This window comes from uncultured Flavobacterium sp. (assembly GCF_963922255.1).
Lineage (GTDB): Bacteria > Bacteroidota > Bacteroidia > Flavobacteriales > Flavobacteriaceae > Flavobacterium.
Genome location: NZ_CAWUIC010000014.1, coordinates 75562 through 89860 on the forward strand (window position 1 = coordinate 75562; position 14299 = coordinate 89860).

Annotated in this window: 14 protein-coding genes; 8 read left to right on the forward strand and 6 right to left on the reverse strand. The window is 30.6% G+C overall.

Annotated elements, in window-relative coordinates; translation table 11 throughout:
* Positions 1-7: 7 nt before the first annotated feature.
* From AABJ49_RS11630 to AABJ49_RS11645, 4 genes are all read right to left on the reverse strand, one after another.
* Positions 8-1537, reverse strand: coding sequence for a G-D-S-L family lipolytic protein (locus tag AABJ49_RS11630; RefSeq protein WP_338378445.1), 1530 nt, complete (start codon positions 1535-1537; stop codon positions 8-10).
* 18 nt (positions 1538-1555) lie between these two features.
* Positions 1556-2803 (reverse strand): outer membrane protein transport protein, encoded by a 1248-nt coding sequence (locus tag AABJ49_RS11635; RefSeq protein ID WP_338378446.1) that lies wholly within the window; start codon positions 2801-2803, stop codon positions 1556-1558.
* 124 nt (positions 2804-2927) lie between these two features.
* A complete protein-coding gene (locus AABJ49_RS11640) occupies positions 2928-3689 on the reverse strand; it encodes an alpha/beta fold hydrolase (RefSeq protein WP_338378460.1) in 762 nt (253 codons plus the stop codon).
* Positions 3689-4402, reverse strand: a complete 714-nt coding sequence (locus AABJ49_RS11645) for a pyridoxine 5'-phosphate synthase (RefSeq protein WP_338378447.1) — start codon at positions 4400-4402, stop codon at positions 3689-3691. Before AABJ49_RS11645 ends, AABJ49_RS11640 begins: the two co-directional genes overlap by 1 nt.
* A gap of 89 nt (positions 4403-4491) precedes the next feature.
* Between AABJ49_RS11645 and AABJ49_RS11650 the strand changes: the two genes are divergently transcribed.
* The 8 genes from AABJ49_RS11650 (at position 4492) to murI (ending at position 12660) form a co-directional block, all read left to right on the forward strand.
* Complete coding sequence (locus AABJ49_RS11650) at positions 4492-5151, forward strand: acetoin utilization protein acuB (RefSeq protein WP_338378448.1); 660 nt, start codon at positions 4492-4494, stop codon at positions 5149-5151.
* 1 nt (position 5152) lies between these two features.
* Positions 5153-6037, forward strand: coding sequence for an NAD kinase (locus tag AABJ49_RS11655; RefSeq protein ID WP_338378449.1), 885 nt, complete (start codon positions 5153-5155; stop codon positions 6035-6037).
* Positions 6038-6157: 120 nt separating this feature from the next.
* Entirely contained in the window at positions 6158-6853 is a 696-nt protein-coding gene (locus AABJ49_RS11660; RefSeq protein WP_338378450.1) for a DUF6089 family protein, read from the forward strand.
* A complete protein-coding gene (locus tag AABJ49_RS11665) occupies positions 6850-7587 on the forward strand; it encodes an isoprenyl transferase (protein WP_338378451.1) in 738 nt (245 codons plus the stop codon). The genes AABJ49_RS11660 and AABJ49_RS11665 overlap by 4 nt, the downstream gene beginning before the upstream one ends.
* The gene (gene bamA, locus AABJ49_RS11670) at positions 7523-10255 is read left to right on the forward strand and encodes an outer membrane protein assembly factor BamA (protein WP_338378452.1); all 2733 of its coding nucleotides are present in this window, start codon (positions 7523-7525) and stop codon (positions 10253-10255) included. Before AABJ49_RS11665 ends, bamA begins: the two co-directional genes overlap by 65 nt.
* A gap of 33 nt (positions 10256-10288) precedes the next feature.
* On the forward strand, positions 10289-11278 hold the full coding sequence (locus AABJ49_RS11675) for an OmpH family outer membrane protein (RefSeq protein ID WP_338378453.1): 990 nt from the start codon (positions 10289-10291) through the stop codon (positions 11276-11278).
* Between the two features lie 25 nt (positions 11279-11303).
* On the forward strand, positions 11304-11810 hold the full coding sequence (locus tag AABJ49_RS11680; protein WP_338378454.1) for an OmpH family outer membrane protein: 507 nt from the start codon (positions 11304-11306) through the stop codon (positions 11808-11810).
* 70 nt (positions 11811-11880) lie between these two features.
* Complete coding sequence (gene murI, locus AABJ49_RS11685) at positions 11881-12660, forward strand: glutamate racemase (protein ID WP_338378455.1); 780 nt, start codon at positions 11881-11883, stop codon at positions 12658-12660.
* Position 12661: 1 nt separating this feature from the next.
* Here the strand turns inward: murI and AABJ49_RS11690 are convergent, their stop codons facing one another.
* A complete protein-coding gene (locus tag AABJ49_RS11690; protein ID WP_338378456.1) occupies positions 12662-13180 on the reverse strand; it encodes a gamma carbonic anhydrase family protein in 519 nt (172 codons plus the stop codon).
* A 53-nt stretch (positions 13181-13233) separates the two neighbouring features.
* Positions 13234-14238 (reverse strand): type IX secretion system membrane protein PorP/SprF, encoded by a 1005-nt coding sequence (locus AABJ49_RS11695; RefSeq protein WP_338378457.1) that lies wholly within the window; start codon positions 14236-14238, stop codon positions 13234-13236.
* Positions 14239-14299: the final 61 nt, after the last annotated feature.

Below are 14299 nucleotides of genomic sequence, written 5' to 3' on the forward strand. Positions count from 1 at the left end.
AATTCTATTATTCGTTCTTAGCTACAATTTGAATTCCAGGAAAATATGAAGGGTTTAAAAACGGCATATTAGATTTGTAGTGAGAGTTAATCACTTTGATAATTTCATTCGCAATTACTGCATAACCTCTAGCATTAGGATGAACACCATCTAATGAAAACAATACTTTGTTTTCTGTTGCTGCGCCACTAAAATAGTTAGCAGTATAAATTGAACCATCCACAGAACGTAATCCGCTTACTAATTGATTTAAAATTGCATTCATATCAGCAACAGCAAGACCTTTAGATGCTGCAATAGATTTAATTGCCGCATTATAAGCATTTGTTGCATTTGAAATTGCTGTTTGCTCAGAAGGTATTAAAACGTCTCCATCTTGAAATGGAAAAGTAACTCCATTTACATTAAAAGGTGCTGTTCCAGCTGGATTTGGTTGTCCAATTTTCCCAGAAGAAGTTAATAAGATTAAATCATTTGAAGTTGCTTGTCGAGCTCTACCATATAATTGACCCAAAGCAGTAGCATAAGGTGCTAAAGATGGAACTGTAGCAGCTGCACCAGCAATTTGCGCACTTAAATCAGTTAACGTTTCATCAGTAATTAATATTGGGTTTTTAGTTCCTGCAGCAGTTGATAAAGGTAAAATCCTACCTCCTGTTACTTGAGCTAAGAAACCGTATAATTGTAAAGCGTTAACATTTGATGAAGTTGCTTCAGCTGGCAACGCATTATAAGGAACAGTTGTAAAGAAAGGGATAGAAGTAACGCTAGGAATAGTAGCTACAACACCTTTTGCTCCATTAGCTGTTAATTGATTAACAATTGTAGAATAAACACCTGCGAATAATGTTGGGTCAGTAATGTCATTTGAACCGTATTGAGTCGCATCTGGATTACCTGTTCTATCTACACCTATTCCCCCAGTAGTTGCATAAGACAATACATCATTTGCCCCTATCCAGTTGGTAAAAAATGTTGGATTTTTAGAAACTGCATCACCTAAAACAGTTGAAGTTGTAGAAGTAGCATGTCTAACGTAATATGGATTTGCTTGTCCTAATGCTAAACCAGCTGGGTTACCATATCCTGGTGCTAATAAATGAAATGATTTTGCTCCAGGAACACCCATATTATTATAGGCTGTAGCTTGAGCAGTTAAAGTAATTGTTGGTGTTCCAACTAAATTCTCAGGTGCACTTGAAGCAAAATTAATTACTCTTCGAGTTCCAAATCCAGGAACACCTAAAATTCCTCCTAGATTATTTACATCTTCTTCAAAAGATGGCTGTGTAAACGCGCCTCCTCCGACAGTTGCAAATTGTTGCGCTAACAAGTTAGGAAATGAATTTGCTTGACCACTTTTGTACATTGTACCATCCATATAACCTGCAGTTAATGAATTACCAACGGCAACATAAGTTGAGAAATCAGCTTCTCCAGCCGTATAATTTGCGTCTACTTCATTTTCAAATTCTGGTTCACAAGAAACTAATCCTGCAACTGCCAAAATAGATAAGTATATAAATTTATTTTTCATTTTTTTAAAATTTTTTAATTAGAAGCTGTAAGTTACACCTACACCTGGTGAGAAAACTGATGATTTATAGGTTCCACCGAAATCTGGATTTGGAGTTCCAGACACTGGATCTGTAGAATGATTGTATGAATTATCTATTTCATCAAAGTGTAAATATAATAAAGAAACATCGATACCGAATTTAGGATTTAATTGATAAGTCAAACCACCTGTATAACCCATTGAATCGTTTCTAGGTGTTTCTGGAGCAAAATAACCATCTTGTACTGGACTTTCGTCAAAATACCAACCTGCTCTGAAAGTAAATTTATCATTTGCTACATATTGAGTACCTACTCTATAAGTGCTAGAATTTTTATAATTTCTTGGATTTAATGATTCTGTACCGTTTGCAAATTTCACATCTAATGCTTCATAAGCACTCCACATTGCATAATTATAATCAAAAGCCACTAACCATTTGTCTGTAACTTGATATGATAAACCTGTTGTAACTTCAGCAGGTAAAGGTAAATCTGCATCGAATTTTGTATCATTTAATGGATAAAACCCTGGTAAATCAGCATAATTAGCATCACCGTCTCTTGCTTCCATAATAATCTCTGAACGATAATTGAAACCTAATCTTAATTTATCACTTGGATTAAACATAAAACCAACATTATATCCCCAAGCAGAAATTCCTGTTGCATCTATGGTAACATCAGAACCACTTCCATTTGCGGATAACAAAGGATTTATTGATAAATTTCTATTGAAATTTACAGAACCTGTTGCATAAATTGGTCCACCACCAAAACTGAATTCATCACCAATTCTTATAGAAACTGTTGGTTGAACAAAAATGGCTTTTAAATCAATATTATTGACCAAATGTGCTCCTTGCCAATCTTGATCCCATTCTACTGCACTTCCGTAAGGAGAATATACAGCCAAACCAGCCGTTAACCAATCTGTTACTTTATATGTAGCATAAACATTAAAAGGAGTACCTACATTATCTGAAGAAGCTTTCCAGTTGTATTCGGAATTTTGAAATCTTGTTTTTGAAAACAAAGCACTTCCACCAACTGATAAATTGAACTTATCTTTTAAATAAGCCATACCTGCAGGATTAAAAAAGGCTGTTTCAGCACTATTTACAATAGCAACACCAGTGTGTCCCATTGCTAATTGTTTCTGCCCTTGGATACTTACTCTATATCCTCCTGCGAAAACGGTAGAGCTTGCCAAAGCAAAAATTGTTAAAGAAAGTAATTTTCTCATAATAAAAATAAATGTTTAGTTTTTTTTGAATTTGTTAAAAGCAATACTTCAAAATTACTACAAATTATGAATTTTACAATTTTTTTAACAAAAAAATTATGCATGCATAGTAAATTAACTTTATTTATTCAATAAAATTAATTGTTTTACTATAAAAATCTGTTGGATTTTCAGCATGCAACCAATGTCCTGCATTTGAAATGGTTTCAATAGTTACGTTTGGAAAGTGGTTATGAATAATTTCAAAATCAGAATCTAAAATGTAGTCAGATTTTGCTCCTCTTAAAAATAGCGTTGGTTTTTCAAATTTATTTGATTCAGGTAAAGCTTTACCTATTTCTTCAATTTTTTTATTAAAAACATCTAAATTAAAACGAAAGGCTAATTGTTCTTTTTCTTTCCAATATAAACTTTTTAAAAGAAATTGTCTTGTCCCAAAATCAGTTATGTATTTTGCAACTGTTTCTTCTACTTCACTTCTACTTGGTTGTTCAGAAAAATCGACTGCATTTAATCCTTCTAAAATAGATTGATGATGTTGTGGATAAAACTTTGGCCCAATATCAGCAATAATTAGTTTTTCTATTAATTCAGGATGTAAAGTTGCTAAAAGCATAGCTGTTTTTCCACCCATTGAATGTCCTAAGAGAATGATATTTTCTAAATTATGATAATCACAATAGACTTTCACATCATTTGCCATGTCTTCATAACTAAAATCATCAGAATGAAAACTTTTTCCGTGATTTCTCATGTCCAACATATGAACTTGAAAACCCTCTTCAGCAAATTGAGAACCCAACGTTTTCCAGTTGTCTGACATACCTAAAAAACCATGAAGAATTACAAACGGCTTTCCTGTCCCTTCTATTCTTGAATGTAATATCATTTTAATTTATTTAAATACATGTTCACCACATTTTCAAATCCTAAATACAAAGATTCTGCAACCAAAGCGTGTCCAATTGAAACTTCTAATAAATTAGGTATATTTTGTTTGAAGAACTGAATATTATCCAAACTCAAATCATGACCTGCATTTACACCTAACCCTAATTCATTTGCTTTTATAGCTGATTGCACATAAACATCAATTCCTTTTTTATTTCCTAAACCAAACTGATGTGCAAATTCTTCAGTATATAATTCAATTCTATCTGCACCCGTTTCTTTTGCACCTTCTATCATTTGAATAACAGGATCAACAAAAATTGAAGTTCGAATTTTATTGTTTTTAAATTCTTGAATAATTTCTTTCAAAAAGTCTTTATGTTTTATTGTATTCCAACCAGCATTTGAAGTCAAAGCATCATCAGCATCTGGCACCAAAGTAACTTGAGTAGGCTTTATTTCCAAAACCATATCCATAAATTTCTTTACTGGATTACCTTCAATATTATATTCCGTATGTACAATATCTTTTAAATCATAAGCATCTTGATATCTAATATGTCGTTCATCTGGTCTTGGATGAATAGTAATTCCTTGCGCTCCAAATTGCTGCAAATCTTTCGCAACTTGTAACACATTTGGAATATTTCCACCACGAGAATTTCTTAAAGTTGCTATTTTATTAATATTTACTGATAACTTTGTCATAACTTTGTTTTTTAACTTTACAAAAATACAAAGTCTAATAAGTTTAGTATTGTATTTTTTTGATTATTTTGCAAAAGAAATTAAACCCTATGCACAATTTAATAGATTACATAAATTTCGATATCAAACCATTAAAAACAACTCAAACTATTGCAGATGCACAAGATTTGTTTCTAGAGATTCCTTATTCCCATTTTCCCGTGAGTGAGAACAATGCATATATTGGTTGCATAAAGAGTGAAGACGCGACTTTAATTGATGAAAATAGCTTAATAAGCGAAAACAAATTCAATTTTGAACGTTTTTTTGTGAGAGATTCTATGATTTGGTTAGATGTTTTAGAAGAGTTTGGTAAAAACGACTGCAACATCATGCCTGTTTTAAATGAAAAAAACATTTATGTAGGCTATTATGAATTGAATGATGTTGTTAAGTTTTTTTATGAAAGTCCTTTTATAAAAGAAGAAGGAGGAATTATTGTAGTTCAAAAAGCTAAAGCTGATTATTCAATTGGACAAATAGCTCAAATTGTTGAAGGAAATGGTGGAAAACTTTTAGGATTGTTTATTTCCAATATAGATGAAACTTCTGTAGAAGTCACATTAAAGATCTCTCAAAGTTATATGAATGAAATTCTGCAAGGCTTTAGAAGATATGAATACATTGTTGTTTCTGAACATCAAGAAGATTCTTATCTAGAAAACTTGAAAGAGCGTTCAGATTATTTAGACAAATACCTTAATATCTAGTATGAAGATAGCTATTTTTGGACAATATTATCAAAACAATACTTTTGAAATCATTAGTAAAGTAGTCCATGTCCTTGAAAAAAAAGGTGCAGAAATTTTCTTCATTGAACGTTTTTGGAAAGTACTAAATGAAAACCACTCTTTTCAGAAATCATTTAAAACCTTCAAAGACCACACTGATTTAGACAATGATTTCGATTTTTTAATCAGCGTTGGTGGAGACGGAACAATATTAAGAGCCGCAACTTTAGTAAGAGATAAAAACATACCAATAGTTGGTGTAAATGCTGGAAGGCTAGGTTTCTTAGCAACCGTTCAGGAAGAAAACATTGAAATGTTTTTACCAAAATTGTTTTCTAATGATTTTAAAATTTCAAAAAGAACGCTACTTAGTTTAAAATGTTCTCCTTCAAATAAAGATTTAGAAGACATTAATTTTGCACTTAATGAAATTACAGTTTCAAGAAAGGATACTACTTCGATGATAACTATTGAAACTTACCTTAACAATGAATATTTAAATTCTTATTGGGCAGACGGTTTAATTATTGCAACTCCAACCGGCTCAACAGGCTATTCATTAAGTTGTGGTGGACCAGTTTTAATGCCAGAAAATTCAAGTTTAGTAATTACCCCTATTGCACCTCATAATTTAACAGCTAGACCATTAGTAATTCCAGACAATATTGAAATAAAATTAAATATTTCTGGAAGAGAAGATCAATTCTTAGTTTCATTAGACTCAAGAATTACAACGGTGACAAAAGAAACCTCTTTAACCATTAACAAAGCAGCATTTGAAATTAATATGGTTGAATTTTTTGAAGAAGGATTTTTAAAAACTATTCGAAAAAAGCTACTTTGGGGAGAAGATAAAAGAAATTAAGAACTCTTTTAAATTTGATTATATTACTTTTCATTTTTTTACGTTACTAATATTGAGTAAAAAAATGCTTCTTTATGAAGTTAAAACATCAATATTGTTATATTTGCAATCTGAAAAAAAATGAAAAGACTAGTTTTATACATATTTTTTATAGGATTTTTTAATTCTTCCAAAGCACAAATACATGAAGTGGGTGTGTTTCTTGGAGGAACAAATTATGTTGGAGACATTGGAAAAACAAATTACATAAATCCAAATGAATTAGGTTTTGGGTTTATATACAAATGGAACAAAAGCGTACGACATTCCTATAGATTTACCTATATGCAGGGAAACATTAGTGCTAACGATTTAGATTCTAAAGTTGCCAGTAGAAATCTAAGAGGCTATAGTTTTACAAATACTATCAAAGAAGTTTCGGCTGGTTTAGAATTTAATTTTTTCCCATTTGATTTACATCAATTTGACATGCAATATACACCTTATGTGTTTACTGGTGTAAACTATTTTTGGCATAATGATTTTGAAAGTGACGATATAAATGTTGGAAAAGGTTTTGACAAAGGAAGATCAATTTCTATTCCAATGGTTTTAGGATTTAAGGCAAGAATTGCACATTCTTTTATTTTAGGAATTGAAGCTGGAGCACGATATACTTTATCCGACAATTTAGATGGAAGTAATTCACCTAATGACAATTATGAGAGTATTCGTTTTGGAAACACTAATAGCAATGATTGGTATATGTTTACTGGAGCAACTTTAACATACACGTTTGGAGAAAACCCATGCTTTTGTCCACAAGGAAAACAATGAATTATTTAGAAAAAATAGACAGCAAAAAACTTCCCAACCATTTGGCAATCATAATGGATGGAAATGGTCGTTGGGCTAAACAAAAAGGTCTTTTAAGAGCTTTTGGTCATGAAAACGGGACAAAATCTGTAAAAACAACTGTTGAAACTTGCGCTAAATTAGGCATTGAAAATCTTACTTTATATGCTTTTTCAACGGAAAATTGGAACAGACCAAAACTTGAAGTAGACACCTTAATGAAGTTGTTGATTTCTTCTCTTAAAAAAGAAGAAGAAACTCTTATGAAAAATAACATACGATTAAATGCAATTGGAAATTTAACAACCTTACCAAAAAATGTTTACAAAGAATTGCATGAAGTAATAGACAAAACAAAAAACAACACCCGAATGACATTGACATTAGCTTTAAGCTATGGCTCTCGAGAAGAAATCGTTCAAGTTGTTAAAAATATTAGCAATAAAGTTAAAAATAATATAATTTCTGAATCAGCTATTGATGAATCAATTATTAATCAGCATCTTTACACGCACAATTTACCAGATGTAGATTTAGTAATCAGAACAAGTGGCGAACACAGGATAAGTAACTTCTTATTATGGCAAATTGCCTATGCAGAATTTTACTTTACCGATGTATTATGGCCTGATTTTACAGAAAACAATTTGTATGAAGCAATTATTAGTTACCAAAAAAGAGAACGTAGATTTGGAAAAACAAGTGAACAATTATAAAAGAAATTCTCTTTTAAACAACAATATCAAGTTAAGCGCGATATTATTTTTATTTTTAGGCCTATTCAAAATTTCTGCACAAGAAACTAATTTTGAAAATGGTAAATCATATATTTTAGCGGATATTGAGGTTACAGGAAAAGTAAATTACAACCCTCAAACTATCGTAACTTTTGCAGGTTTAGAAAAGGGACAAAACATTATTGTTCCTGGTGAAGAAATAAGTAACGCTATCAAAAAATTATGGAAACTTGGTTATTTCAACGATATAAATATTTATGTAAATAAAATTGAAAATGACAGTATTTATCTCGAATTAAATATTAATGAATTACCTAAACTTGCTGATGTAAAAATAACTGGAGTTAAAAAAGGAAAAATTGAAGAATTAATCAAAGACAATGACTTAAAAAAAGGAAAAATTGTCAATGAAAACTTAATTACTACTACAAAAAATTACATTCAAAACAAATATAAGAAAGATGGATTTTACAACACTAAAGTTGTTGTAAACACCTTTCCAGATTCAACAGACACAAATGTTGATATGCTTATAAAAATTGATAAAGGAGACAAAGTAAAAGTTAAGAAGATAAATTTTGAAGGTAATGAGCAATTTACTGATAAGAAATTAAGAAAGGCTTTTAAAAACACTAAACAACAAAATCCACTTCGAATCTTTAAAGCTTCAAAATTCATTAAAGATAAATATGAGGAAGATTTAACAAATGTAATTAGCAAATACAAAGAAAAAGGATACAGAGATGCAAGAATCATAAACGATACAGTAGTCTATGATAAAGAAAAAAATAAAATTTTCATTGATGTAAAATTAGAAGAAGGAAGAAAATATTATTTTGGAGATATTCGTTTCTTAGGAAATACCGTTTATTCAGAAGAATATTTAAAAAGAATTTTAGGTGTTGAAAAAGGTGATGTCTATAATGGTGTATTACTACAAAAAAGAATTGCCGATAATACAAGACCAGATGCTGAAGATATAACGAATTTATATCAAAACAATGGTTATCTATTTTCTAATATCAATACTGTTGAAGTAAAAACTGAAAATGACACAATTGATTTTGAGATAAGAATTAGTGAAGGTCCTTTGGCTTATTTCAACAAAATAACTGTAGTTGGTAATGAAAAAACAAATGATCATGTTATTTATAGAGAACTCCTTACCAAACCTGGAAAAAAATACAGTAAGGAAGCATTAGTAAACACAATTAGAGAACTTGGACAATTAGGTTTCTTCGATCCGGAAGCCATAAATCCAAATTTCAAAAATGTTGATGCAGCTGCCGGAACAGTTGATATTGAATATAGTGTAGTTGAAAAGGGAGCAAGTCAAATTCAACTACAAGGTGGATATGGTGGTGGTGGTTTCATTGGAACCCTAGGATTGTCTTTTAATAATTTTTCAATCCGAAATATTTTCAATAAAGACGCTTACAAACCTTTACCAATGGGAGATGGACAAAAAATGTCATTAAATCTTCAAGGTAGTACTTACTTTCAAACTTATAGCTTAAGTTTTCAAGAACCTTGGTATGGTGGAAAAAAACCAGTTAGTTTTTCTACATCATTATCACATAGTAAGCAATTCTTATATAACTATTCTACAAGAGATGTGGACAAATCTCAAAGTTTCAATATTACGTCACTTTCTGTAGGTATTGCTAAAAGATTAACTGTGCCTGATCCATATTTTACATTATCGCAAGCAGTTTCATTTCAATATTATAAATTAAACAATTATAATACCGGTTTATTCACATTTGGAAATGGAGCTTCAAGAAACCTAGCATATACTATTGGGTTAACAAGAAATAATAAAGGATTAAACCCTATTTATCCTACTTATGGTTCAGAATTTAGTGTATCTGCGAAGTTCACACCACCATATTCACTATTCAATAATGTAGATTATGCAAATTTAGGGGATTTAGAAAAAAACAAGTATGTTTACACAGGTAACAGTTATATATATACTGATGAAACTGGAGCAGAGGTTTTAGTAAATACTGGTGATTATGTTACAGAAATTCCTTCGACAGAAAACCCTAATCCAGCAAAAGCATATAGCATAAATGATGCCGCTTCTGACCCTTCAAAAGTAGACCAAGAAAAATACAAATGGCTTGAATATTATAAAGTTAAATTTAAAGCTGATTGGTATACAAAAATTTATGATAAATTAGTATTACGTTCTTTAGGTGAATTTGGTTTTATGGGAGCTTACAATCAAGATAGAGGATTAGTACCATTTGAGCGTTTTTACTTAGGTGGAGATGGTCTTGCTAACTATTCATTAGACGGAAGAGAAACAATTCAATTGCGTGGATATCCAAATAATTCATTATCTTCGACAGATGGAGGTACTATTTATAACAAATTTTCGTTAGAATTAAGATATCCAATTACATTGAAGTCTAGTGCATCGATATATGGATTGTCATTTTTAGAAGCAGGAGCAGCTTTTAATGACTTTAAATCATACAATCCATTTAGCGTACAACGTTCCGCAGGTTTTGGTTTAAGAGTATTTATGCCTGCTTTTGGATTATTAGGAATTGACTTTGCACATGGATTTGATGCTGTTCCTGGAACAACAGGAAAAAGCGGATGGCAAACACATTTTATTATAGGTCAGCAATTTTAATTTGCTAACTATATAAACTAAAATAATATAAGTATGAAAAAAACAGTTTTATTATTTTTATTTTTAAGTACGACAATTACTTTTTCTCAATCAAGAGGCATAAGAATTGGTTTTATTGATATGGAATATATCTTAGAAAAAGTTCCAAATTATGCAGAAGCTAAAAACCAATTAGAAATTAAAGCTCAAAAATGGAAACAAGAAATTGAAGCAAAAAAAAATGAAATAAATAAGTTAAAAGAAGATTTAAAAATTGAAAGCCCTCTTTTAACTAAAGAATTGATTGAAGAAAGAGAAGAAGAAATAAATTACCTTGAAACTGAACTATTAGAATACCAACAAAATAGATTTGGACCAAAAGGTGATTTAATTATTCAAAAGTCAGTTTTAGTAAAACCCATTCAAGACCAAGTATTTACTATCGTACAAGATATTGCTGAGCAAAAAAAATATGACTTTATTTTTGATAAATCTTCAGACATGACAATGCTATTTGCAGCACAAAGATACGACATAAGCGACCAAGTTGTTAGACAATTAGTAAGAGCTGAAAAAAGAGAACAATTAACGGCTAAACAATTAAAAGATCAAGAAGCTAGAGACGCATTAGAAGACATGCAAGACGAAAATCCAGAAATGGCAGAGCGTCAAAGAATACTAGATGAGAAAAAAGCAGCTCGTGAAAAATTGGCAGAAGAAAAGAAAGCGGCTTATGAAGCCAGAAAACAAGAAGCTGCTGAAAAAAGACAAAAATTAATTGACGAAAGAGAAGCCAAAAAAAATGGCACGCTAATTGAAGATAACAAAACAGCAGATGATGATAAGTCGACTGAAGAAGAGAAAAAAACAACTTCAGAAGAAACCGCATTAACTCCTGCTGAGATAAGAGAAAAAGCTCTAGAAGAGCGAAACAAAAAAATAGAAGAACGTAAGAAAGCAGCTGAAGAAAGAAGACAAAAAATTCTAGACGAAAGAGAAGCCGCTAAAAAGAAAAGAGAAGAAGAAAACAAAACCGGAGAATAAGAATAAATTAAAATTAAAAACAAAAATGAAACAATTAAAATCAATTTTTATTGCACTTGCTCTTATAATGAGTGCTCAATTTGTTAATGCACAATCAAAAATAGCTCATATTGATGTTAAAGCACTAATGACCAATATGCCTGAAATGAAAACAGCTCAAACGCAGTTACAAACAATTCAAGGAACATATGACAAAGAATACAAAAGTATGGTACAAGAATACCAAACAAAATTAAAAAAATACGAACAAGAAGCTCCAACTGCCGGTGATGCTGTAAACGAAACACGTTCATCTGAAATGCAAGGTATGGGGCAACGTATCCAAGAATTTCAACAAAATGCTTCTCAGCAATTGCAACAAAAAGAATTGGATTTATTAAAACCAATTATGGAAAAAGCTCAAAAAGCTATTCAAAAAGTGGCTGCTGCTAGAGGTTTTGACTATGTTTTAGACGCAACAGAAGGTAGTGGGCTACTTGTAGCTGCAGGTACTGACTTATTAGCTGATGTTAAAAAAGAATTAGGATTCTAATAAAACTTCAATACAAAATTAAAAAACTGCATATTTTCAAACATATGCAGTTTTTTTTTATTTTTGGTTCATGAAAAAAAATAATCCCATTGGACTTTTCGATTCTGGTATTGGTGGAACATCTATTTGGAAAGAAATCAATAAATTACTTCCCTTAGAAAATTCTATTTATTTAGCAGATAGTACAAATGCTCCCTATGGATTAAAAAGCAAAGATGAAATTATTGCTTTAAGTAGAAAAAACACTGAATTTCTACTAGATAAAAATTGTAAAATTATCGTTGTGGCTTGCAATACTGCTACTACAAATGCCATTAAAGAATTAAGAGCATCTTATGATGTTCCATTTATAGGAATTGAACCTGCAATAAAACCTGCTGCAAATAATTCACAAACTCATAGAATTGGAATTTTAGCCACAAAAGGAACTCTTAACAGCGATTTATTCCATAAAACTTCAGCATCATTCGAAAACATTAAGATAATTGAGCAAATAGGCCATGGATTGGTTCAATTAATAGAAAACGGTGATATCGATACACCAGAAATGTTTGATCTATTAAAAACTTATCTAAAACCAATGATTGAACAAAATATTGATTACTTGGTTTTAGGATGCAGTCATTATCCTTACTTGATTCCCCAAATAAAAAAAATAATCCCTCCAAAAATTAAAATTATTGATTCAGGTGAAGCTGTTGCGAAACAAACCAAAAAAATATTAGTTGAAAACAACTTACTAAACTTGAACAACAAAGATGTTAATCATGTTTTTTTAACTAATTCAGATCCTGAAGTATTAAAATCTATATTAGAAAATAAACACAAGGTTATTAAAGAGAATTTTTAAATTACTCTTCGTCTTTAAACCAACCTGAATACATCACATAGTTATTTGAAATACGCTCTATTTCTCCTGCAAAGTCACTTTGATCAATATCTTTAACTTTCTTAGCTGGAACACCTGCATATATACAACCTGATTCAACAATTGTGTTCTGTGTAACAACTGCACCCGCAGCGATAATTGAATTACTTTCTACAACGCAATTATCCATTACAATTGAACCCATTCCAATTAAGACATTATCTTTTATAGTACAACCATGCACTATAGCATTATGCCCTATTGAAACATTATTTCCAATTATTGTTGGATGTTTTTGATAAGTACAATGAATTATAGCACCATCTTGGATATTTACTTTATTTCCAATAGAAATGAAATGAACATCTCCTCTAACAACAGCATTAAACCAAATACTACAATTTTCTCCAATAGTAACATCACCAATAATCGTTGCATTTTCTGCAACATAGCAATCATCTGGTATAATTGGTGTTTTTCCTTTTATAGTTTTTATTATCATAACAAAAAAAATCCCGCTTATAAAAAACGGGACTTATATTAAAATTTTTACAATTAGTTAACTGCTGGACAGTTGCAATCAAATCTAGTGTCTTTACAGAAAAGGTCAAGACCTAAAGTAATTTGATGAAATCCTGCATTATCAAATTTAACATCACCTGTCAAATGAGAATAAGTATATGCAAACATAAATTTCTTATAGTTTATTCCTAATATTGGAGTAATGTATTGTAGTTTTTGTTCTCCAATATTAGCACCATCAATAAATTGCGCACCGTCAAAACTTCTTCTATAAGATAAACCACCCCATACTCTACCAAAATCTAAATTTTTATAAAGCTTTAAGTTTAAATCAATAGTTTTTTCTTTAGTTTGATCAACATATTGAAACATAGTAGATGGTTCTAACAATAAGCCATTATCTCCTACATTAAAAACATATCCAGCACTCCATAAATATTTTCTTAAGTTATCAGTTTCTATATCTGTATACAACTCTCTTTTGCTAGCTATAACATTTTTAACTGTAAAATGTGTATAAAAATCTAAATAGAAATATGAAGCTCCTAAATCGACATTAAAATAAGAATCTTTTTGAACAATCCCTCCATTTACAATTGGATCATACGATGGATTTGAGGTGTAGAATGAAGTTTCATCTAAATTACTCTGAATTAAACCAGCATTCATACCAAATGACAATTGATTTAAGTCCAATGTACTTCTCGAAAACCTCAAATGGTGTGCATAAGAAAGTTTTGCTCCTGTTTGTGTATGATAACCGTTTCTGTCATTAAAAACAATTGCTCCAATTCCTGAACGTTCTCCCACTGAAGTATTAAAACTTAAAGTTTGTAATGCAGGTGCTTCATCCTGATCAAACCATTGTTGTCGTGCTGTTAATCTAACTTTAGCACAATCAGCAGCTCCAGCCATTGATGGATGAATTAAATAATAGTTATCTGATAGATAATCTGAATAAACTGCGATTCCTTCTTGTGAGAATGAAAACTGTGTAATAAACACTAATAATAATAAGTATCCTCTTTTAAAATTCATAATGTATTAACGTTTTAATGAAAAGTGAGCTTTAAATTGTTTAGGTACTAATGTACCGTCT